General features: G+C 69.0%; 17 protein-coding genes. 12 read left to right on the forward strand and 5 right to left on the reverse strand.

What is annotated here, in order from left to right; translation table 11 throughout:
* Positions 1-5: 5 nt before the first annotated feature.
* Complete coding sequence (locus BW41_RS21360; protein ID WP_051583478.1) at positions 6-614, reverse strand: RNA polymerase sigma factor; 609 nt, start codon at positions 612-614, stop codon at positions 6-8.
* A 95-nt stretch (positions 615-709) separates the two neighbouring features.
* The gene (locus BW41_RS12525; RefSeq protein ID WP_037534856.1) at positions 710-1,411 is read right to left on the reverse strand and encodes a TetR/AcrR family transcriptional regulator; all 702 of its coding nucleotides are present in this window, start codon (positions 1,409-1,411) and stop codon (positions 710-712) included.
* Between the two features lie 132 nt (positions 1,412-1,543).
* On the opposite strand from BW41_RS12525, the gene BW41_RS12530 reads away from it, so the two are divergent.
* The gene (locus tag BW41_RS12530) at positions 1,544-2,929 is read left to right on the forward strand and encodes an FAD/NAD(P)-binding protein (protein ID WP_081793078.1); all 1,386 of its coding nucleotides are present in this window, start codon (positions 1,544-1,546) and stop codon (positions 2,927-2,929) included.
* Between the two features lie 10 nt (positions 2,930-2,939).
* Here BW41_RS12530 and BW41_RS12535 read toward each other — a convergent pair whose 3' ends face one another.
* Complete coding sequence (locus tag BW41_RS12535) at positions 2,940-5,426, reverse strand: TonB-dependent receptor plug domain-containing protein (RefSeq protein WP_037534858.1); 2,487 nt, start codon at positions 5,424-5,426, stop codon at positions 2,940-2,942.
* Between the two features lie 218 nt (positions 5,427-5,644).
* On the opposite strand from BW41_RS12535, the gene BW41_RS12540 reads away from it, so the two are divergent.
* From BW41_RS12540 to BW41_RS12570, 7 genes are all read left to right on the forward strand, one after another.
* On the forward strand, positions 5,645-6,865 hold the full coding sequence (locus tag BW41_RS12540; RefSeq protein ID WP_037534859.1) for an alginate export family protein: 1,221 nt from the start codon (positions 5,645-5,647) through the stop codon (positions 6,863-6,865).
* A gap of 25 nt (positions 6,866-6,890) precedes the next feature.
* Positions 6,891-7,520 carry a LysE family translocator gene (locus tag BW41_RS12545; protein WP_037534860.1) on the forward strand — a complete coding sequence of 210 codons (630 nt, stop codon included), beginning with the start codon at positions 6,891-6,893 and terminating at the stop codon, positions 7,518-7,520.
* Positions 7,521-7,572: 52 nt separating this feature from the next.
* A complete protein-coding gene (yghU, locus tag BW41_RS12550; RefSeq protein WP_037534861.1) occupies positions 7,573-8,442 on the forward strand; it encodes a glutathione-dependent disulfide-bond oxidoreductase in 870 nt (289 codons plus the stop codon).
* A gap of 144 nt (positions 8,443-8,586) precedes the next feature.
* Positions 8,587-11,100, forward strand: a complete 2,514-nt coding sequence (locus BW41_RS12555; RefSeq protein ID WP_037534862.1) for a TonB-dependent receptor — start codon at positions 8,587-8,589, stop codon at positions 11,098-11,100.
* Positions 11,097-12,266 carry a YdcF family protein gene (locus tag BW41_RS12560; RefSeq protein WP_235199754.1) on the forward strand — a complete coding sequence of 390 codons (1,170 nt, stop codon included), beginning with the start codon at positions 11,097-11,099 and terminating at the stop codon, positions 12,264-12,266. The genes BW41_RS12555 and BW41_RS12560 overlap by 4 nt, the downstream gene beginning before the upstream one ends.
* Positions 12,267-12,280: 14 nt before the next feature.
* Positions 12,281-13,258 carry a nuclease gene (locus BW41_RS21260; protein WP_037534864.1) on the forward strand — a complete coding sequence of 326 codons (978 nt, stop codon included), beginning with the start codon at positions 12,281-12,283 and terminating at the stop codon, positions 13,256-13,258.
* A gap of 66 nt (positions 13,259-13,324) precedes the next feature.
* A complete protein-coding gene (locus BW41_RS12570) occupies positions 13,325-14,341 on the forward strand; it encodes an LLM class flavin-dependent oxidoreductase (protein WP_037534865.1) in 1,017 nt (338 codons plus the stop codon).
* 6 nt (positions 14,342-14,347) lie between these two features.
* On the opposite strand, the gene nhaA is transcribed toward BW41_RS12570, so the two are convergent.
* Positions 14,348-15,739 (reverse strand): Na+/H+ antiporter NhaA, encoded by a 1,392-nt coding sequence (gene nhaA / locus BW41_RS12575; RefSeq protein WP_037534866.1) that lies wholly within the window; start codon positions 15,737-15,739, stop codon positions 14,348-14,350.
* A 295-nt stretch (positions 15,740-16,034) separates the two neighbouring features.
* On the opposite strand from nhaA, the gene BW41_RS12580 reads away from it, so the two are divergent.
* Positions 16,035-16,544, forward strand: coding sequence for a MucR family transcriptional regulator (locus BW41_RS12580; protein WP_037534867.1), 510 nt, complete (start codon positions 16,035-16,037; stop codon positions 16,542-16,544).
* Between the two features lie 342 nt (positions 16,545-16,886).
* On the opposite strand, the gene BW41_RS12585 is transcribed toward BW41_RS12580, so the two are convergent.
* Positions 16,887-17,162 carry a DUF1488 family protein gene (locus BW41_RS12585; RefSeq protein WP_037534868.1) on the reverse strand — a complete coding sequence of 92 codons (276 nt, stop codon included), beginning with the start codon at positions 17,160-17,162 and terminating at the stop codon, positions 16,887-16,889.
* A 153-nt stretch (positions 17,163-17,315) separates the two neighbouring features.
* Between BW41_RS12585 and BW41_RS12590 the strand changes: the two genes are divergently transcribed.
* From BW41_RS12590 to BW41_RS12600, 3 genes are all read left to right on the forward strand, one after another.
* Positions 17,316-19,043 (forward strand): copper resistance system multicopper oxidase, encoded by a 1,728-nt coding sequence (locus BW41_RS12590; protein WP_081793079.1) that lies wholly within the window; start codon positions 17,316-17,318, stop codon positions 19,041-19,043.
* Positions 19,040-20,053: a copper resistance protein B gene (locus BW41_RS12595; RefSeq protein WP_037534869.1), complete on the forward strand. Its 1,014-nt coding sequence runs from the start codon at positions 19,040-19,042 to the stop codon at positions 20,051-20,053. The genes BW41_RS12590 and BW41_RS12595 overlap by 4 nt, the downstream gene beginning before the upstream one ends.
* A gap of 81 nt (positions 20,054-20,134) precedes the next feature.
* Positions 20,135-22,114, forward strand: a 1,980-nt coding sequence (locus tag BW41_RS12600) for a ligand-binding sensor domain-containing protein (protein WP_037534870.1), incomplete at its 3' end; no start/stop codon positions are given.

Here is a 22,114-nt window from a genome sequence, read left to right on the forward strand (position 1 = left end):
CCGGATCAGCCGATCAGGCCGGTGCCGGCCTGTTTCCATTGCTGATAGGCATGACCCGCCGACGCCGCCACGACCGGCGTGGGGAGCGACGCGACCGGCATGCTGCCGCCGAGCCGGTCGATCACCGCGGCGCGGGCGCGGAAGACGCGGCTGCGCACCGTGCCCATCGGCACGCCGAGCCGCAGCGCCGCCTCTTCATACGACAGCCCCTCCTGTGCGACGAGGACCAGCGCCTCGGCCTGCCCCGGCGTGATGCTGTCGAGCGCCGCATCGAGATCGGCGAGCATCACGCCCGATTCCTGATCCGCCGGCGTGACCAGCCGGTCGTCGTCGACCGCCGGATTCCACGATACGCTGCGACCGGCGCGACGACGACCGCTGAGGAACAGGTTGCGCAGGATACGGAACAGCCAGGCGCGGAAGTTGGTGCCCGGCTGGAAGCGGCTGCGCGCCGCCCAGGCGCGGACCATCGTCTCCTGCACCAGATCGTCACCGTCGCCCTGATCGCGGCTGAGCTGCCGCGCATAGCGGCGCAGCGCGGGAAGCACCGCGTCGATCGCCGCGACAAAGCCGCGTTCGGTCGACACGTCTGGCAGCAGGGCGGCGGTGGTCATGCGGAACTCTCGACACGGGACGCGCGCACAATGAGTGACGCGGGGCGCTGCCCTTAGGCTGCGATCCTGAACGATTACAATACCGCCCGGTTCCTTTATTTTATTGCAGCGCAGCAATCCGGCGGCAGAGCGTAGAGACGCAGGAACACGTCGAAGCGGGCGGAGAACGCCCGGTCCTCGCACATCCCGCCGAGCGCGGTGTCGGGCGCGACGCAATAGCGCATGCGGTTGACCGGCCCGGCGAGCAGATCGAACAGCATATTGGCCATCACCTCGACATCGCCGGGTGCGAGCCGCGCCTGCGCCTGGGCGGTCGCGATCGCGGTCTTCATCGGCTCCATCAGCATGACGTGCCATTGCTGACGGCGGCGGGCGAAGGCGACATCGGTGAGCGAGGCATGATCGATGAAGATCGAAAGACCGACATTCTCGGGCTTGCGCATCATATCGAACATATGGCGGGCGAAGGCGCGCAGGCTTTCGATCGGATCAGCGGCGGCGCTGGCGGTATCGCGCGCGAAGGCGTGGAGCTGGTCCATCTTGCGCCGGATCGCCGCGTCGATCAGCGCATCCTTGCTCGGGAAGCGGCGATAGATCGTCTGCTTGGTGACGCCGATATCCTGCGCCAGCGCGTCGATCGACAGCGTCGCATAGCGGGCGTCGCGCATCGCATCGATCGTGCCGTCGAGGATCAAGGCCTCGATCGCCAGCGCTTCCTCACGGCTCGGCCGACCGGCGCGCCGCTGCACCGTCGCCGCGCCGCTGTCGCGGCCCTGGTCGTCGATGGTCACCGTCATCCGTCCCTGCCCTGCTCCGTCCTGCCGCATCCGTCTCTGTCGCACCATGGCCACCGGCCCCGCGCATGTCCACCGCCGGCCCGTTGCCGCGACGCCGCCGAGCGCCTACGGGCGGCGGACAGGAGACCGGCGGTGACGACAAGCGAGACGTGGAGCGACGAAGTGCAGGGCGATCATGTCGCGATCGTCGGCGGCGGATTTTCGGGCAGCCTGCTCGCGATCAACCTGATGCGGCACGACGGGCCGCGCGCGACGCTGATCGAGCGCCGCCCGACCCAGATGGCGCGCGGCGTCGCCTATAGCGCCGCGCATCAGGATCACCTGCTCAATGTCCGCGCCGGCAATATGAGCGCGCTCCCCGACGATCCGGACCATTTCGTCCGCTGGCTGGAGGGCAAGGCGCTCGGCGATGCGCGCACCTTCGTGTCGCGGCGCATCTACGGCGCCTATCTGCGCGAGATGCTCGATGCCGCGGTCGCCGCGCATCCGCAGCGGCTGACGCTGATCGAGGGGGAAGCCGTCGGACTGGCGCGGGACGATGGCGGCGTGACGGTGCGCCTCGACGACGGCCGCGATGTCGCCGCCGATGTCGCGGTGCTGGCGATCGGCAATCTGCCGCCGCATACGCCGCCCGGGCTCGATCCCGCCGCACTGCCGCCGGGCTGCTACCGCGCCGACCCCTGGGCCGGCAATATCAGCGAGGGGCTGGCGGCGGAGGACAGCGTGCTGCTGATCGGCACCGGGCTGACCGCGATCGATGCGGCGTTGTTGCTCGATGCGGCCGGCTTCACCGGGCAGATCGTCGCCATGTCGCGCCGCGGGCTGGTGCCGCGTGCGCATGCCGATACGCCGGCGCAACCGGGCCTGCGCGAACGCCCCGCGGGCGGCCTCGCGCAGCAGGTCGCGCAGCTCCGCACGCGCGCCGCCGCGATCGGCTGGCGCGCCGCGGTCGACGCGTTGCGACCGATGACGCAGATCATGTGGGGCGCGGCGGATGCGGCGACGCGCCGCCGCTTCCTGCGGCACCTCCGCCCCTATTGGGACGTGCATCGCCATCGCCTCGCCCCCTCGGTCGCCGCGAAGATCGCGGCTTTGCGCGACTCGGGACGGCTGCACTTCGTCGCCGGCAAATCGGTGGCAGCGGCGACCGACGGCGATCGCGCCCTCTTCCACTGGCGACCGCGCGGCAGCGACGCGGTGACGACGACGCGCGTCGCGCGGATCGTCAACTGCACCGGCCCCCAGGGCGATCTGCTTCGCTCGGACGAGCCGCTGCTGCGCGACCTGCTGCGCCAGCGGCTGATCCGGCCCGATCCACTGCGCATCGGCCTCGACGTCGATGCCCAGTCGCAGGTGATCGACGCCGACGGCCGGGCCGATCCGCGCTTGTTCTGCATCGGGCCGATGACCCGCGGTGGCCTGTGGGAGGTCGTCGCCGTCCCCGACATCCGTCAGCAGAACTGGACGCTGGCCCGCCGCCTCGCCCATGCGCAATGGGTCGGCGGCGAGGGCCTCTAACCCGCGCGCCTCACCAGTTGAGGCCGACGCGGGCGTAGAGATAGCGGCCGTTGAAGCCGAACGGCGAATAGGACGGGAAGCCGAGCACGCCGGTCGTGTTGTTCGCCGCGATCGTCCGGTCGGGATAGACGTCGAACAGGTTGCTGACGCCGAGCCCGATCTGCGCGCCCTTGGGAGCGGCATAGCGCAGCTCGAGGTCGGTGATCGCATGCTTGCCGGTGTGGACGTCGGCGGTGCCGCTGGCGAGCGTGCCGGGCTGGTTGACGTCGCCGTAATAGGTCACGCGGGCGAGCGCGCCGAGCCGGTCGAGCGACCAGTCGATCTGCCCCGTCACCTTCTCGCCCGGCGTCCCCTGTTCGAGGGTCAGGATGCGGCTGCGCGCGAACAGGGTCGGTGCCGGATCGAGCGTCGCGGTCGAGGTCGGCACGCGGGTGACGTCGATCGTGTTGACGTTGCCGGCGAGCGTGAAGTCGAAGGCGCCGGCGCCGTCGGTGGCGAGCCGGTAATGCGCGACCGCGTCGATGCCCTGCGTGGTCGAGGCGAGGCCGTTGAGGAAGAAGCGCGCTGCCGAGACGTTGTACGGTGCAAGCAGTGCCGCGACCTGGGTGCTGGCGGTCGCCTGGATATTCTCCGACAGGCCGATCTGGTCACGGATCTTGATGAGATAGCCGTCGACCGTCAGGTCGAAGCCGCCTGCGCGGATCACCGTGCCGACCGAGAAGTTGGTCGACTTCTCCGGCTGCAGCGGCAGGCCGCCGAGGGCGCTGCCGACGGAACTGACCGAGGGGAAGGTGCCGGTGAGGATCGGCACGCCGTTGGTCACCACCGACGCGGTCTGGGTGAAATATTGCTGCTGGAGCGACGGCGCGCGGAAGCCGGTCGAGGCGGTGCCGCGCAGCGCGAACCAGCGCGTCAGGTCATAGCGGAGCGAGGCCTTGCCGTTCACCGTCGAACCGAAGTCCGAATAATCCTCGAACCGACCGGCGAGGCCGACCAGCAGCTTGTCGGTGACCTGCGCTTCGAGGTCGAGATAGGCGCTGCCGTTGCGGCGGCTGCGCTTGGTCTCGTTGTCCGGCGAGAAGCCGCCGAAGCCCTGCGCGCCGGGCGCCGCCGACGCCAGAGCACCGGTGACGGTGCCCGCCGCCGGATAGCCGTAGGACGCAAGCTCGCCGGCGACGATCCGATAGCCCTCGCGCCGTCCTTCGAGCCCGAAGGCGACGTTCAGCGACTGGAAGACGTCGAACTGGCGGCTGACGTCGAGCCCGGCGACATATTGGTCGTAGATCGTCGCGCCGTCGTAGAAGGCGCGCGGCGTTGCCGAGCCATAGGCATAATTGGCGGAGTTGAGCGTGCGATAGTCGATCTTGTTGCGGCCGTAGCTCAGCGACAGGTCGACCGTGAAACCGGACACGTCACCCTTCAGCCCGACCGCCGAGTTGATGTCGCGCGACTTCGTGTTGATGATCGGCAGGAAGCCGTCGGCATAGCCGGCAAGCGCGAGCTGGGCGCGGGTGGCGGCGGCGGCGGCCGTCTGCGCCGCGGGGCTGATGCGCGGGAAGGCGGCGCTGCGGCTGTCGCGATCCTGATAGCCGCCGAACGCATAGAGTTTGAGATTGTCGGTGAGCGAGGTGCCGGCATTGACGAAGCCGGTATATTGCTCGACCTCGGGATCGCCATAGCGGCCGGTCACGCGATTGGGCGCGACGCGCAGGTCGATATCGGCGCGGTTGGTCGGCTGGCGCTTGGTATATTCGCCCGACACGGTGATGAAGCCGTCGTCGCCGAAGCCGATCCCCTGCCAGCCGCTCGCGGTGACGGCATGTTCGCCCTTCACGTTACGCCGGTTGTTGGCGGTGTCGATCTGCGTGTCGTAGAAGCCGTAGGTGACCGACGCGCCGCCGCCGCTGCGTGCCTCGCGCAGGCGCAGGTTGACGACGCCGGCGATCGCATCAGAGCCGTATTGCGCCGAGGCGCCGTCGCGCAGCACCTCGATCCGGTCGAGCGCGGCGGTCGGCACCGTGTTGAGATCGACCGCCGCCGAACCGCGGCCGATGCTGCCGTTGGTGTTGACCAGCGATGAGGCATGGCCGCGGATGCCGTTGATCAGCACCAGCGTCTGGTCGGGCGACAGGCCGCGCAGCGTCGCCGGGCGGATCGCGTCGGTGCCGTCGGTCGCCGACGGCCGCGGGAAATCGATCGACGGCGCGACGGCGGCGAGCGCGCTGGCGAGTTCGGTCGTGCCCTGCCGCTGCAGCGTCGCGCCACTCAGCACGTCGACCGGCGCGGCGCTGTCGAGGCGGCTGCGGCCGGCGGTGCGCGTACCGGTGACGACGATATCGTCGCTTTCGTTCGGCTGAGCCGCGGCATCGGCGACCGGCGCGGCCTGCGCGGCCTGATCGATCGCGGGCGGCTGCTCCTGACCGGCCGGCGCCGGCGCAGCCTGGGCGGCGAGCGCGGCGGAGCTTGCCGCGAGCAATAGTTCGCTGATGATCGTCACAAACAACCCCTTGGACTGGTGCGCTATTACGCGTGCAGCGCAGCATAGACCGGTCGGGCTGAGTTTGCGGGCGAAGAAAATCTATATCGCGGCGGAGCCCGTGCCGCGGCGCCCATCGCGATCGCCGCCCGGGCCATCTTTTGTAACATCGCCGCTCTGGCCGCGCACGCCCTCGCGACGCTAGGGGCGGCGGACGAGCAGATAGGGGAACTAAGGCGTTGAGACGCATCACTTTAACCTGCGCGCTGCCGGTGCTGGCGGGGATCGCGATGCCGGCGGCGGCACAGACGCTGACGCCGCTGGTCGAGGCGCGGCTGCGCGAAGAGCATGTCGTGCAGGACGGCCTGCCCGACAGCTCCGATGCGGTGACCGCGCGGATCCGCGCCGGCGTGCAGGCGAAGCGCGGCGCCTGGACCGCGCTGGCCGAGGCGCAGGGCAATCTCGCGATCGTCGGCGATTATTATGACGGGCTGCACGGATCGGCGACGCAGCGTCCGCAGATCGGCGATCCGCAGAACATCGCGCTCTACCGCGCCCAGTTGCAATATCGCAGCGATCCGTTGACCGTGACCGCGGGACGCCAGCGGTTGCAGATCGATGACGAGCGTTTCGTCGGTGCCGCCGGCTTCCGCAACAACGGCCAGACGTTCGACGCCGTGCGCGCCGAGCTCAGACCGCTGCGCGGCGTCAAGGCGGATCTGACCTATGCGTGGAGCGTCCGCACGATCTGGGGGATCGACGGGGTCGGTGCGCGGCAGCAGGCGGTCGCCGGCGACAACGTCTTCGCGACGTTGGGCGTCGCGACGCCGGTCGGCACGCTGACCGGCTTCGGCTATCTCGTCGATCAGGACGAGCGGCTTGTTCAGGGCTATCGCCTGTCGAGCCAGACCTATGGCGCGCGCCTCGTCGGCTCGCGCCGCATCGGCGGCACGACGCTCGCCTGGAGCGCCAGCCACGCGCGGCAATCCGGCTATCACCGCAACCCCAACGCCTATGCCGCCGATTACTGGCTCGCCGACGTCGCGCTCGATCTCGCCGGGCCGAAACTCGGCGGCGGCTACGAAGTGCTCGGCGCCGGACGCGGACGCAGCCGCGGCGCGACGCTGGCGAGCTTCCAGACGCCGGTCGCCTCGGTATTCAAGTTCCAGGGCTGGGCGGACAAGTTCACCACCACCCCGGCCGACGGAGTCCGCGACGCTTATGGCAGCGCCGGCTGGAGCTGGCCCCGGCTGGCCGGCCTGCGCGCGGTCAGCGTGCAGGCGATCTACCACCGTTTCGACAGCGACCGGCTGAGCCGCCATTACGGCAATGAGATCGACCTGCTCGCCCAGGCGACGATCGGCCATACCGTCGCCGGCCTGCGCTATGCCGACTATCGCGCCGACCGTTTCGCTGTCGATACGCGCAAGCTATGGCTCCAGCTCGACTGGACGCTATAGGCGTCGGCCCCGGAGGGAGCGGCGCATGACCTTGCATCATTGGTGGCTGTTCGTCGGCGCGGTGTTCCTGCTGTGCGGGACGCCGGGCCCGAACATGCTGCATATCCTGTCGCGCAGCGTCGAGCTCGGCGCCCGGCGCAGCGTCGCGGCGATGGCGGGGTGCCTGACCGCCCTCGTGCTGGTGCTCGCCGCCTCCGCCGCGGGCCTCACCACGCTGCTGCTGGCGGTGCCCGGCGCGTTCACGCTGCTGCGCTATGCGGGCGTCGCCTATCTGCTCTACCTCGGCTGGCGGGCGTGGCGGGCGGAGGTCGCACCGATCGACGTCGGCGCGGCGCCCTTGCCGCGCACCGTCTCGCTCGCCGCGCTGTTCCGCGGCGGCTTTGCGATCGGCATCAGCAACCCCAAGCTGATCCTGTTCGCCGCGGCCTTCCTGCCGCAGTTCGTCACCCGCGTCGCGCCGCAGGCGCCGCAGTTCGCGATCCTCGTCGTCACCTTCGCCGCGCTCGAATGCTTCTGGTACGGCGTCTATGCGCTCGGCGGGCGCTCGCTCGCCGCGCATCTCGCCGCGCCGCGGGTCAAGCGGGCGTTCAATCGCGTCACCGCGGTGATCTTCGTCGGCTTCGGCCTCGCGCTGCTCCGCTCGCATCCGGCGTGACGCTTTGCGAACCGCTCCACCGCTTCCTATCAAGGGAGCAAAGGAGATCACGATGAGCGACGACGCATCCGCCAATCAGCCCGCCGGCTATGTCCCGCCCCAAGTGTGGACGTGGGAGCCCGGCAACGGCGGCCAATTCGCCAGCATCAACCGCCCGATATCCGGCGCGACGCACGAGCGCGAGCTGCCGGTCGGCAAGCATCCGCTCCAGCTCTATTCGCTAGCGACGCCGAACGGCCAGAAGGTGACGATCCTGCTCGAAGAGCTGCTCGCCGCCGGCCACAGCGGCGCCGAATATGACGCCTGGCTGATCGAGATCGCCAAGGGCGACCAGTTCGGCAGCGGCTTCGTCGCGCTCAATCCCAATTCGAAGATCCCGGCGCTGCTCGATCGCTCGGTCGATCCGGCGATCCCGCTGTTCGAGAGCGGCTCGATCCTCTTCTACCTCGCCGAGAAGTTCGATGCCTTCCTGCCGCGCGACGCACAGGCGCGGGCGCAGACGATGAACTGGCTGATGTGGCAGATGGGATCGGCTCCGTTCCTCGGCGGCGGCTTCGGCCATTTCTATGCCTATGCGCCGTTCCGCATCCAATATGCGATCGACCGCTATGCGATGGAGACCAAGCGCCAGCTCCACGTGCTCGACACGCAACTCGCCGAGCGGCGCTACATGGTCGGCGACACCTATACGATCGCCGACATGGCGATCTTCCCCTGGTACGGCGGCCTGTTCGACGACATCTATTCGGCGCGCACCTTCCTGTCGCTCGACGATTACCCCAACCTGCGCCGCTGGCATGCGGAGCTCAGCGCGCGCGAGGCGGTGCGGCGCGGACGGATCGTCAACAAGGTGAACGGCGATCCCGCCGCCACCTTGCGCGAACGGCATGACGCGAGCGACTTCGATGCGATCCGTTATTGAACGGTGACCGGCGGCGCGGGTGAAGATCCTGCGCCGCCCGACTTTTTCCGCGTGATTGCGCGGAAATGTCACAAACAATGACCAAAGAGCCCCTGCACGCCGCAACGGCGGCACCGATCAGACGATCATCATCAATGGGGCCTTATGTTGACATCCGCTCTCGCCGCCGGCTCGGCGCTCGCATCGCTGTCGGTCGCGCTCGCCGCGCCTGCCACCGCGCAGACCAGCGCACCCGCCGACACCGCCGCCGCACCGGCCGAGCAGAGCGGCGCGACCACGCCCGAGCCTGCGGATCGCGACATCATCGTCACAGGATCGACGCGCGCGCAGCGCCGCTTCGATGCCTCCTATGCGATCAACACGGTGACGCAGACCGATATCGAGAAGATCGCGCCGGTCAATTTCGCCGACCTGATCGGCCAGCTTCCCGGTTTCCAGACCGAGATCACCGGCGGCGAGGTGCAGAACATCTACCGCATCCGCGGCCTGCCAAATGACGGCGGCTTCGTCAGCTTCCAGCAGGACGGCCTGCCGCTGTTCCACGAGAATGACGGCGTCTTCTTCCGCGGCGACGCCATCCTCAAGCCCGATCTGATGACCGAGCGGGTCGAGGTGGTGCGCGGCGGCCCGGCGCCGGTCTATGCCAGCTATTCGGGTGCGATCGTCAACGCGATCGAGGTGACCGGGCGCGACACGGTGCGCGGCAAGGCGCAGCTGACGCTCGGCGACACCGGCCTCTATCGTGGCGACGTCGTCCAGTCCGGCCCGCTCGGCAACGATACCTATTACGCGCTCGGCGGCTTCGTCCGCTATCACGACGGCTATCGCGACAATGGCTTCCCCAATGACAAGGGCGGCCAGTTCCGCGCCAACATCAAGCACGACCTCGCCAACGGCTCGCTGCGGCTGAGCGTCAACTACGTCAACGATCACAACGTCTTCTATCTGCCGATCCCGACCGCCGATCCGCGCAACCCGGCGGTGTCGCTGGATCGCTACATCGATTATTTCAGCGGCACGCTCAATTCGCCGGCGCTGCGCAACGTCGATCTGCGCTATCGCAACGGCGCCGGCGTCGTGCAGAACGAGGCGAGCGACCTCGGCGACGGCCGGCATATGCGGATGGTCAACATCGGCACGCAATATGATGCCGAATTCGACGGCTGGCTGGTTTCCGCCAAGGCGGGCTTCACCATGGGGCGGCTCGACTTCACCGCTTTCTATTCGACCACCAATCCGGCCGATGCGACCGCCTTCCCGAGCAGCTATGTGAGCAAGGCCGCCGCGGCCTTCGGCCCGGTCGCCTCGTTCGGCTATGTCCTCGCCGGCACCAACACCATCTACGATCCCGCCGCCGCCTCCGGTCTCGTCATGCAGGGCCAGTATCGCGACGTGCGCTCGCGCTTCTATTCGAACCAGGCCAATCTGTCGGTCGCCAAGAAGTTCGACACGCCGATCGGCAGCCACGACCTCAAGCTCGGCGTCTATGGCAGCCTGTACGGTGAGGACAGCCGCACGATCTATCAGAACTATCTGATTGAGGTGGCGAGCCGCCCGCGCCTGCTCGATCTCGTCGCCTATAATGCCGCCGGCGCGCGGATCGGCCGCGTCACCGACAATGGTGCGCTCAACTATGCCGCGACGCTGACCCAGGGCGACTCGGACGCCAAGATGGCGGCGGTGTTCGCCAACGACACGTGGGAGATCATCCCCGGCCTGCGCATCGACGCGGGCATCCGCTACGAAGGCTATAGCTACAAGGGCTATGCGCTGCTCACCGGCGCGGCCAATCTCGGCGACCCGACGACGCTCGCCGATGATTCGACGCGCGCCTTCACCGGCGGCATCCTCAACCAGCGGCTGCGCACGCATGCGACCAACTGGACGGTCGGCGCCAATTACGACTTCAACCGCCATATCGGCATCTATGGCCGCGCCGCACACCTCGAAACGCCGCCGAGCGTGCAGACGGTGATGAGCATCAACCCGACGATCATCACCACAATCGCCAACCAATATGAGGCGGGGCTCAAGCTCGCCGCCGGCCGGTCCTACCTTTACGTCACCGGCTTCTATACCAATTTCGATCCGCTCAATGCCTCGTTCCTCGCCTTCGACCCGACGACCGGACGCAACGACGTCAACGTGCCGTTCATCGGCAAGGCGAAGGTCAAGGGCGTCGAGTTCGACGGTGCGCTGGCGGTGACCAAATGGTTCATGCTCAACGGCGCGCTCACCGTCAGCGATCCGACCTATCGCAACTTCCAGAACGCCAACGGCGCCGACCCCGCCCTCGCCGAGGGCAAGCAGATCATCCGCCAGCCCAAGATCTACGGCAACATCCGCCCGAGCTTCGACTTCGATCTTGGGGACAATGCGATCTCGCTCTACGGCCGCTACACCTATATGGGGAAGCGCTATGTCGACTTCTACAATCGCACGGCGCTGCCCGCTTATGGCACGACCGGCGCGGGTGTGACCGTGCGGCACGGCAGCTGGCAGTTGCAGGTGGTCGGCGACAATCTGTTCAACGCGCATGGCCTGACCGAGGGCAATACGCGCACCGATCAGGTCAGCGGCCAGGGCAGCCCCGAAGCCATTTATGGCCGGCCGATCTTCGGCCGCAACGTCCGCCTCGTCGTCGGTCGGTCGTGGTGAGGCGGGCCGCGCTGGCGGCCGCGCTGATGCTGGCGACACCGGCCGTCGCCGGCGCGCCGCAGGCCGTGACGCAGGCGCCGGTCGGCGATCGCGTCACCGCGGCGCTGTCGGCGCGGCTGTTCCCGCTGCTCGACGCGGTCGGTGCCGATCCGGCCGCCACCGCCCGGCTGACGGCGCAGCCGCAGATCGCCGCGATGCTCGCCGGCCGTGCGGCGCGGCGTACCGCCTGCACCGCGGACCTCGCCTGCCTGGTGCAGGCGCTGGTCTGGACGCCGGAGGAGAGCGCGACGCTCGCCGCCGCGCTGCCCGCCGGGCTCAGCCATGCCGATGACGGCGCGGCGGCCCAGGCGCTGCGCGAGACGGGCGGGATCAACACGATCCTGCGCGATTACGGCTTAGCGCAGGTGCCGCGTTATCCGCAGATCGACGGCGCCGGACCGATCGATCCGCTCGAACTGCGCGCGCGGGTGCAGGCCGCCGATTGGCTGGCGCGGACCCCGCGGGCGCGATCGGCGCAGGCGATCGACCCCAGCGTCGACTTCGCGCTCGCTCTGCTCGACGGTAGCGACCGGACCGACGCGATCGGCTTCGACCCGCTCACCGGCGGGCGCAACGCCGCGGCGACCGCGCGCGCACGGCGGCTGGACTGGACACACTGGCACTATACCGCGCTAATCCTCACCGGCGTCGGGCCGGAAACGCCCGACATGCCGCTCAGCCCCTATGGCAAATACCATATCCGCCTCGCCGCCGAGCGGTTCGCGCGCGGCGATATCGCGACGATCATCGTCACCGGCGGCCGCGCCCATCCGCGCGCGACGCGCTTCACCGAGGCCGAGCAGATGCGTCAGGCGCTGATCGACCGATACGGCATTCCCGCCGACGCGATCCTGATCGAGCCCTATGCGCGGCACACCACCACCAATTTGCGCAATGCCGCGCGGCTGCTCGCCGCGGTCGGCGCGCCCTTCGATCGCGAGGCGCTGATCGTCTGCAATCCCGGGCAAAGCGAGATGATCACCAGCGCCGCCTTCGCACAGCGCAACCAGAGCGAGCTCGGCTATATGCCGGGCCGCATCGGTGCACGGCTGTCGCCGACCGAAGTGGAATTCCGCCCCTCGCCGTCGTCGCTGCGGATCGACCCGCGCGACCCGCTCGATCCCTGATCCGGAGCCTGCCGATGCGCCCCGCCCTCCTCGCCCTCGCGTTCACGCTGCTGCCCACCCCGGCTTTCGCCTGGGGCGGCACCGCGCATGCGGTGATCGACCGCGCCGCGATCGAGGCGATTCCCGCCGATGGCCCGGTCTTCCTGCGCCGCCACGTCGATTATATCGCCGCCTCCGCCGCGGTGCCCGACAGCTGGCGCAACAATGCGGAGAATTTCGCCAAGATCGAGGAGGACCCGAACCACGGCTGGTTCCGCGAGCAATTCGCCTTCCTCAAACCGATCCCGCGCTCGCGCTACGCCTTCGTGATCGCGCTGTTCAAACGCTATGAGGCGATCAAGGCGAGCGACCCCGCCACCGCGGCGCGCACCAACGTACGCTGGACCGGCACCCTGCCCTATGCAGCGATGGAGGCCTATCAGCGGATCATCGTCTGCATGCGCCAGGTCCGTGCCACGCAGGCGACCGGCGGCGACCCCGCCTTCGCCGAACAGCATTGCGCCTTCGACGTCATCCGCCTCGGCCATTATATCGGCGACGGCGCGCAACCGCTGCACGATTCCGTCAACAGCGACGGCTGGCGCGGCCCCAATCCGCGGCATTATACGACCGACCGTTCGATCCACGGCCGCTTCGAAAGCGGCTTCGTCGACGGCATGAAGCTGACCGTGGCGGACATCGCGCCGCGGCTCGGCACGCCCGGCCATCACACCGGCGACATGTTCGACGCGATCCTCGCCTTCCTCGATACCGCCGGCAACCGGATGGAGGAGGTCTACCGGCTCGAACAGCGTGGCGGCTTCCACGATTTCGCCGATCGGGACGTGCGCGCGCTCGTCTACGAACGCACCGGCGCGGGGGCGGCGATGCTGCGCGACATGCTGTGCCGCGCCTGGGCGGAAAGCGCGACGCCGCCCGCGCGGATCACGCCGGAGCCGCTCGACTTCACCAATCCGGCGTTCGATCCGGAGACCGGCTCCGCGCCGGGCTGATTTGGGAAACGCTACCATTCCGGGTGAAGCCTTGCGGCCGGCGGCGCCAACGCCCAGCTTCGTGCGATGAAGAACATCGGCTTTCTCTCCTTCGGCCATTGGTCGGACGCCCCCGGTTCGGCGACGCGCACCGCGCAGGACGTGCTGCTCCAGTCGATCGACCTTGCCGTCGCGGCGGAGGAACTCGGCGCGGACGGCGCCTATTTCCGCGTCCACCATTTCGCGCAGCAGCTCGCCTCGCCCTTTCCGCTGCTCGCCGCGGTGGCTGCGCGGACGAAGCGGATCGAGATCGGCACCGGCGTCATCGACATGCGCTATGAGAATCCCTTCTACATGGTCGAGGATGCCGGCGCGGCCGATCTCATCAGCGGCGGCCGTCTGCAACTCGGCATCAGCCGCGGGTCGCCCGAGCAGGTGATCGAGGGCTGGCGGCATTTCGGCTATGGACCGGCCGCGGGTGAAAGCGATGCGGACATGGGCCGGCGCCACGGCGAGTTGTTCTTCGAGCTGCTCGCCGGCAAGGGTTTCGCCAAGCCCAATCCCCGACCGATGTTCCCCAATCCGCCGGGGCTGCTGCGGCTCGAACCGCATGCGCCGGGCCTGCGCGAGCGGATCTGGTGGGGCTCGGGCAATGACGCCACCGCCATCTGGGCGGCGCGCAAGGGGATGAACCTGCAAAGCTCGACGCTGAAAGCGGACGAGAGCGGCGAGCCCTTCCACGTCCAGCAGGCGAAGCAGATCCGCGCCTATCGCGCCGCCTGGGCGGAGGCCGGCCATGCCCGCACCCCGCGCGTATCGGTCTCACGCTCGATCTTCGCGCTGATGACCGATCGCGACCGGCAATATTTCGGCCGCGGCGACACCAGCGATCAGATCGGCGTGATCGACAATATGCGCGCCGTCTTCGGCCGGTCCTACGCCGCCGAGCCCGAGGCGCTGATCGAGCAATTGCGTGCCGACGAGGGCATCGCCGAAGCCGATACGCTGCTGCTCACCGTGCCCAACCAGCTCGGCGTCGCCTATAACACGCATGTGATCGAGGCGATCCTGCGCCACGTCGCGCCGGCGCTCGGCTGGCGCTGAGCGCGGTCAGCCGGCGTCGGCGGCGGGGCGGCTGACCTTCCAGAACATCGCATAGCCGAACAGCCCCGACACGATCGAGGCGACCAGGATGCCGAGTGCCGCCTCTTCGGTCTGCACCGCATCGGTGAAGGCGAGCTCGGCGATGAACAGCGAGATGGTGAAGCCGATGCCGGCGACGCCGCCGATGCCAAGCACCATTGGCCAGGTCACGTCCTTGGGCAAGGCGGCGCGACCGATCTTGGTCGCCAGCCAGCTCGCGCCGAGAAAGCCGAGCGGCTTGCCGATCACCAGCCCGGCGACGACGCCGCCGGTCAGCGGCGAGTGCACCGCCTTGCCGATCAGCTCCGCAGAGAAGTGGATGCGGACGTTCGACAGCGCGAACAGCGGCAGCACGACATAGGACACCCAGGGCGTGAGCAGCCGCACCAGCCGGTCCGCCGCCTCGTCGGTCGCCGCCGCCATCTCGTGGATATAGCCCAGCCGGCGCTGCGCCTTGTCGCGCTGCTCTTCCTCCTCCGCCGGATCGTCGGCGCGTTCGGCGGCGGCCTGTGCTTCCTTGAAGCGGTCGACCGGGTCCTGCACGCGCTTCGCGAACACCGCCTCCGACAGGCGCGAGCTGGTCGGCAGCAGCAGCCCGACCGCGACGCCGGCGATCGTCGGATGCACGCCCGATCCGAACACGCCGATCCACACCACCAGTCCCAGCAGCACATAGGGCACCGATGCGACCCAGCGCAGCCGCAGCAGCGCGAGGATGCCGAGATAGGCGCAGCCGGCGAGCGCCAGGAACCCCCATGCGATCGACGTGGTATAGGCGAAGGCGATGACGAGCAGCCCGAACACGTCGTCGATCGCCGCAAAGGCGAGCAGCACCGCGCGCACCGCCATCGGCAGCCGGGTGGTGAACATCGCGACGATGGCGAGGCTGAAGGCGGTATCCATCGCCGCGACCACGCCCCAGCCATGCGCCGCATCGGTGCCGTGGTTGAAGGCGACGTAGAGCGCGACGGGAACGACGAGGCCGCCGATCGCGCCGGCGATCGGGAAGACCGCGGTACGCAGCGAGGCGAGCGAGCCTTTGACGAATTCGCGCTTCACCTCGGTGCCGACGATCAGGAAGAACAACGGCATCAGCGCATCGTTGATCCATTCGGCGGCGGGTCGGGCGACGCTCCAGGCGCCGTAGCTGAGTCGCAGCGGCCGATCCCACATCCGCGCATAATCGGCCCCGATCGGGGAGTTGATCGCGACCAGCGCGATGATCGTGGCGATCAGCAACGGCCCACCCGATACCTGCCCGATCGCGAAGAACGGCTCCATCTTCTGCAAAATCGCCGCGGCGGGCGAATGGTGCGCCCGTGCCGCGACACGCCCGGACAGGCGGGGGTTGAGAGCCATGATAATCCTGTTTGCCAAGCGGACGTTATCGATACGGTTAAGCGCCGCCATGCGTTCCCCGCCGCCTGATCGAACCCACGTTCGTCGCGCTGCCACTTGCCGGTCCGCGCCGATACATTGCTCCGACAAGAGGCGAAAACGGCAAACGTGTGTTACAAATGTTTCAAGATTTACGCGGTCCACCGTTTTTCGCAAATTGACCTTTGACTTTACCTCGCTCAACTGCATGAACGCTTGTCGCCGCGTCTCCCCCAGGACGTCGGCGCGATATGTCCGACTAAGCGAGAACCCCCCGATGACGACGGAAACCAACACGGTCGAGCTGGCCACCGAATTGACGATCGCCTGGCTCAGCAACCCCAACACCCGCACCACCGCCGATGACGTGCCCGCCTTCCTCCAGTCGATGCACGCCGCGGTCGAACGACTCGCCAGCCCAGAAGCCGGTGACGGCGATACGGCCTCGCCCGAGCATGTGCCGGCGGTATCGGTGCGCAAGTCGCTCGCCTCGCGCGATCACATCATCTCGATGATCGACGGCAAGCCCTATCGCACGCTGCGCCGCCACCTGACCACGCACGGCCTGACGCCGGACGACTATCGCGCACGCTACGGCCTGAAGTCGGATTATCCGATGGTCGCGCCCTCCTACAGCGAGAGCCGCAGCGCGATGGCCAAGACGATCGGCCTCGGCCGCAAGTCCGGCCAGAAGCGCGAGGACGGCACCGACGCCCCCAAGGCACCGCGCAAGAACGCCAAGGCGGCGTTGCAGGCCGCCAAGGATACGCTCGGCACCGAAGAATAAGACAGTCGGGGCGGCACCGCTATCGCTGCCGCCCCTGCCCCGCGCACGCGGCGTCTAGGCTTTCCGCCAGGTCGATGATCGCGCGCATCACCAAGCCACTCCAATATTCCCGCGCAGGCGGGAATCGAAAGGCCAATCAGACCCATCGCTTGCGGGCCGAAGAACAATTGGCGCCCGCCTTCGCTGGAGCACTGGCAGGTCTGCGACCGTCTTGCTTCGCTCGAAACCTGAACCAGCCGAAGCAGAAAAAAGGACCGTGCCGCCTCCGGTTTAAGCCGAAGCGGTCACCGCCGCCACAGGCCGGGCACCTGCGGGAGGTCCCGCAAGCGCCGAAAATTCCGCCTATTCGAGATCGTTCTCGCTGATCACGATCAGCGACTGGTCCGGATTGCGCGCCAGCGCGGCCAGCCCCGCCTCGGCGATCTCGTCCGAGAAGCGGTTGAACATCTCGACCGCATCGTCGTCTTCGGGGGCATCGCCGCTCAGCGCCTCGAGCACGTCATATTGCACCGCGAACTGCAATTCTTCGGCGTCGACCTCGCCGGAGAACTCCACTTGCCGTTCGTTCGGATTGTCGAGCACGGATGCGGTGTCGATGTCGAGCTTGTCTGCGGCCACGGGATACCTCTTTGGTTCTGACTGCCCCGCGATTGGCGGGGATCGCCGGATAGCGCAAGGCGCGTGTCGATGTTCCGTGGCGGTGCATCGCCATCGCGCGCGCGCGACGTGACACACCTTGCCAGCGGCCGTCGCGATGCGCAGATGTCGGCGATGACATCCCCTCTTCGTCCGTCGCGTCGCGGGCTGTTGCGTCACGCCGGCCTGGGGCTCACTGCGATCGCGGTACCGGGCTGGGCGCAGCGGGTCTCGTCCGGCCTCGCCGGCCGGCCGACCCTCGCCGGACCGGACATCGCGCTCACCGTCGACCATGTCCCGGCGACGATCGACGGCCGCACGGGCCATGCGATCAGCGTCAACGGCAGCTGGCCGGCGCCGCTGCTGCGGCTCCGCGAGGGACAGAGGACGCGGCTGGCGGTGACCAATCGCCTCGCCGAGCCGACCTCGATCCACTGGCACGGGCTGCTGGTGCCGTTCCAGATGGACGGCGTGCCCGGGATCAGCTTTCCCGGCATCGCTCCGGGCGAGACCTTCACCTATGAATTCCCCGTCGTCCAGTCGGGGACCTATTGGTATCACAGCCATTCGGGGTTGCAGGAGCAGATGGGGCATTACGGCCCGATCGTCGTCGACCCGGCCGGGCCCGAGACGGTCGCGGCGGAGCGTGAGCATGTCGTCGTGCTGTCCGATCATAGCCCGCTGCATCCGCACCGCATCTTCACCAAGCTCAAGCAGCAGGGCGGCTATTTCAACTATCAGAAGCAGACGCTTGCCGGCCTGATCGCCGGGCGCGACCAGTCCGCTGCCGAGCGACGCGACTGGGGCCGGATGCGGATGGACCCGACCGACGTTTCCGACGTCACCGGCGCGACCTATACCTATCTCGTCAACGGCCATGGCCCGCAGGACGACTGGACTGCCCTGTTCGCGCCGGGCGAGCGCGTCCGGCTGCGCGTCATCAACGCTGCGGCGATGACCAACTTCAACCTGCGCATCCCCGGCCTTGCGCTCACCGTCGTGCAGGCGGACGGGCAATATGTGCGGCCGGTGACGGTCGACGAACTGCAGATCGCCGTGGCGGAAACCTACGACTTGATCGTCACGCCGGAGGATCGCGCCTATACCCTGGTCGCGGAGGCCTGGGACCGCTCGGGAATGGCACGCGCGACGCTGACCCCGCGTCCCGGCCTGACCGCCGCGGTGCCGCCGCTCCGCGCCCGGCCGCTCGCGACGATGCGCGACATGGGGATGGGCGCGATGAGCGGCATGGCGGCGATGCCCGACATGCCGGGGATGACGCACGACGCGGCGCCGATGCAGCATGGCATGCGCGACTTCGCCACCGCGCCCGAACTGCCTCGCACGCCCGCAGTCCAGACGATCGCGCCGATGCCGACCGATCGCACCGGCGAACCGCCGCAGGGCCTCGCCGATACCGGCCACCGCGTGCTCGTCTATCGCGATCTCGTCGCGCTCGCCGCCAATCCCGATACCCGCGCGCCGTCGCGGCAGCTGCGCATCCACCTCACCGGCAATATGGAACGCTATATGTGGGCGTTCGACGGGGTGAAGCTCAACGCCGTCACCGCGCCGATCCCCTTCCGTCAGGGCGAGCGCGTCCGCGTCACCCTGGTCAACGATACGATGATGGCGCACCCCATCCACCTGCACGGTCATTTCTTCGAGCTGGTCACCGGCCATGGCGATCACGCGCCGCGCAAGCACACGGTCAACGTCGCGCCGGGCGGCACGGTGACCTTCGACCTGACCGCGGACGCCTTCGGCGACTGGGCGTTCCACTGCCATCTTCTCTATCATATGCATGCGGGCATGATGCAGGTGGTCAGCGTCCGCCCCGACGGCGCGGTGGCGGGGGCATGATCGCGCTCGCCCTGCTGCTCGCACCGGTCGCGCAGATGCAGATGCATGACATGCCCGGCATGACGATGCCGATGCCGCCGGCCAGGCCCGCCCGCGCCAAACCGAAGCCCCGGCCGAAAGCCGCGCCTCTCCACAAGGCTGCCCCGGCGACACCGGCCCCCTGCCCGCCGGAGCATGCGGCGATGGGCCATTGCGCCGCCGCCGGCCAGCCACCCCGGATAGCGCCCGCCATGCCGGACATGCCCGGCATGGCCATGGCTCCCGCGAAGCCCGCAGCCGCCGCCACAATCGGTACCGATCAGCCCGCCGGCGATGCGCCGCCACCCGCCCCGCCCGGCGATCGCGCCGCCGCGCGCTTCTATGATCCGGCAGCGATGGCGGCGGCGGATCGGCAGATGCGCCGCGACCATGGCGGGATGCGTTTCGGGCAAGTGATGTTCGATCTCGCCGAGGTGCAGATCCGCGACGGCCGCGACGGCTTGCGCTGGGACGGGGAAGGCTGGTTCGGCGGCGATCGCGACCGGCTCGTCGTCAAGAGCGAAGGCGATGGCCGCATCGACCGGATCGATCGCGCCGAGGTGCAGGCGCTCTATTCGCGTGCGATCGGCCCCTATTTCGATCTTCAGGCGGGCCTGCGCCAGGACGTCGGCGCCGCGTCGCGACGCAGCTATGCGACGATCGGGGTCGAGGGCCTCGCCCCCTATTGGTTCCAGGTCGAGGGCGCGCTGTTTCTGTCCGATCGCGGCGACCTGCTCGGCCGGGTGCAGGCCTATACCGACCAGCGCATCACCCAGCGCCTGATCCTGCAACCGCGTGTCGAGCTCAACCTCGCCGCCCAGGCCGTGCCGCAGGACGAAATCGCGGCGGGCCTGTCGCAGGCCGAGGCGGGGGTGCGGCTGCGCTACGAGATCCGGCGGGAGTTCGCCCCTTATGCCGGCATCAGCTGGGAGCATCGCCGCGGGGATGGCGACGGCGCGGCGCTGGTGCTCGGCGTGCGAAGCTGGTTCTGATGATAAGAAACAAAGTGATCCCAAACGGATCACATAACTTACATTAAGCAGTCTTCAACCGCCTCTCAGCAATGAAGCATCATGGCGTGGCGCTATGGTTTCTCTGCGATGATGGTCGCGGTCGCGATGATCGCTGCGCCGGTGCGTGCGCCGGCCGCGGCGGCCGCGCGCACCGATCCCTGGGTCGCCGCCGCCGATTTGTTCTTCAAGATCGCCGCGCGCGACGATGCGATCCCGGACGCCGGCGTGCCGCGCGCGGTCGCGCAGGACGGCGAGGGTTTCATCTGGCTCGCCACCGATGGCGGGCTGGCGCGCTGGGACGGCACCGGCTTCAAAAGCTATGTGACCGATCCGACCGACGGGTCGGGCGCATTGCCCGAGCTGATGGTCAACATGGTCTACGCCGACCGTGCCGGGCTGCTCTGGCTGGGGATGAGCGCCGACGGCCTGTGGTGGCGCGATCCGCAGAGCGACCGGTTCCGCCGCCCGCTCAACCGCACCGCGCTCGACCAGGCGCATATCACGCTGATCGTCGACGATGGCGGTGACGGCCTGTGGGTGGGCAGCGACGTCGGGCTCGGCCGTGTGCGCGGCCGCGACCATCGCGCCACGATGGTTCGCGATCTGCCCGCCGGCGCGATCACCGCGCTGCACCGCAGCCGCGGCGGCACGCTGTGGGTCGCGGTCGGCACGCGGCTGTTCCGTCAGGCGGGCGCACGGTTCGTCCCGATCGCGCTCGCCGGCGTCGACGGCGAGATCACCGGGCTGCATGACGATGCCGCCGGCGGGCTGTGGCTGGCGACGCATGGATCGGGACTGCATCGGCTCGCCGCCGGGACCGTGCGCCACTGGCCACTACGCGTCGATGGCCGATCGCCGCCGCTCGGCGCGATCATCGATGCCGGCGCGGGCCAGCTCTGGGTGACCTCGCGCGCGGGCATCGTGACGATCGATCCGCTCCGCTTGCAGATCAACCGGCTCGTCCACGACGCCAATCTCGCCGCGACATTGCCCGAGAATGGCATCAACCACCTGTTCCGCGATCGATCGGGGCTGGTGTGGATCGCGAGCGATGCCGTGCTGAGCTACGTCGATCCAGCGCCGCGCCGGGTGCTCGGGCTGGTCGGCGCGCTGCGCCCGACGCCGACTGAGGCGGTGGACGTCGCCTGGACGCTCGGCGCCGCACCCGACGGCGCGATCTGGTACGGCTCGCCCGATGGTCCCGCGTCCCGCCTGGCGCCGACCGGCAAGGGCCAGCCCGGCGCCGTCCGGCGACTGCCCGGCGCGCGCCGCGACGCGCAGAGCTTTGCCTTCACCCCGGCCGGCGACGGCTTCGTCGCCGGGGGCGATGGCCTGAATCAGGTGTCGCGCGACGGGCGGCGCAGCCGCATGCTGTCGCCGCTGCCCTGGTCGCGGCTGCTGATCCGGGGGACGCAGATGTTCGTCGGCGGGGGCAGCGACAATGGACGCGCGCGCAGCGGCGGCGTCGCGACGGTCGACCTGCGGCACCCCGGTGCGCCGGTGCCGACGCCATGGAGCGGCCGGCTGACCGATCCACGCGTCCGCTCCTTGGCAATGATGCCCGGCAACCTGCTCTGGGTCGGCACCGCGCGCGGCCTCAATCGCGTCGATCTCGCCAGCGGCGCGGTGACGCGGCTGGTCCGCGGCGACGCAATGTCCGGCCTGCGCGGCAACTACGTATCTACCCTGCTCGCCGACCGGCAGGGGCGGCTGTGGGCCGGCACCGCCGGCGGCGGCATCACCATCCTCGCGCGAGGACCGGCAGGCTGGCGGGCGGCGGCGCATATCGGACGGCGCGACGGCCTGCCGCACGATACGGTCGACAAATTGCTGGCCGACCGCGGCGGCACGATCTGGGCGAGCACCGACGGCGGCATCGCGCAGATCGACCCCGCCAGCCTGACGGTGACGCCGCTGCGTGCCGCGGACGGCGTGCCGTTCACCGCTTATTGGACCGGCGGCGGCGCGACGATGGGCGACGGGCGGCTCATGTTCGCCGGCTTCGGCGGCCTGACCCTGGTCGATCCCGCCGCCCCGGCC

The sequence above is a fragment of the Sphingomonas sp. RIT328 genome (genome assembly GCF_000632225.1).
GTDB classification, from domain to species: Bacteria; Pseudomonadota; Alphaproteobacteria; order Sphingomonadales; family Sphingomonadaceae; genus Sphingomonas; species Sphingomonas kyungheensis.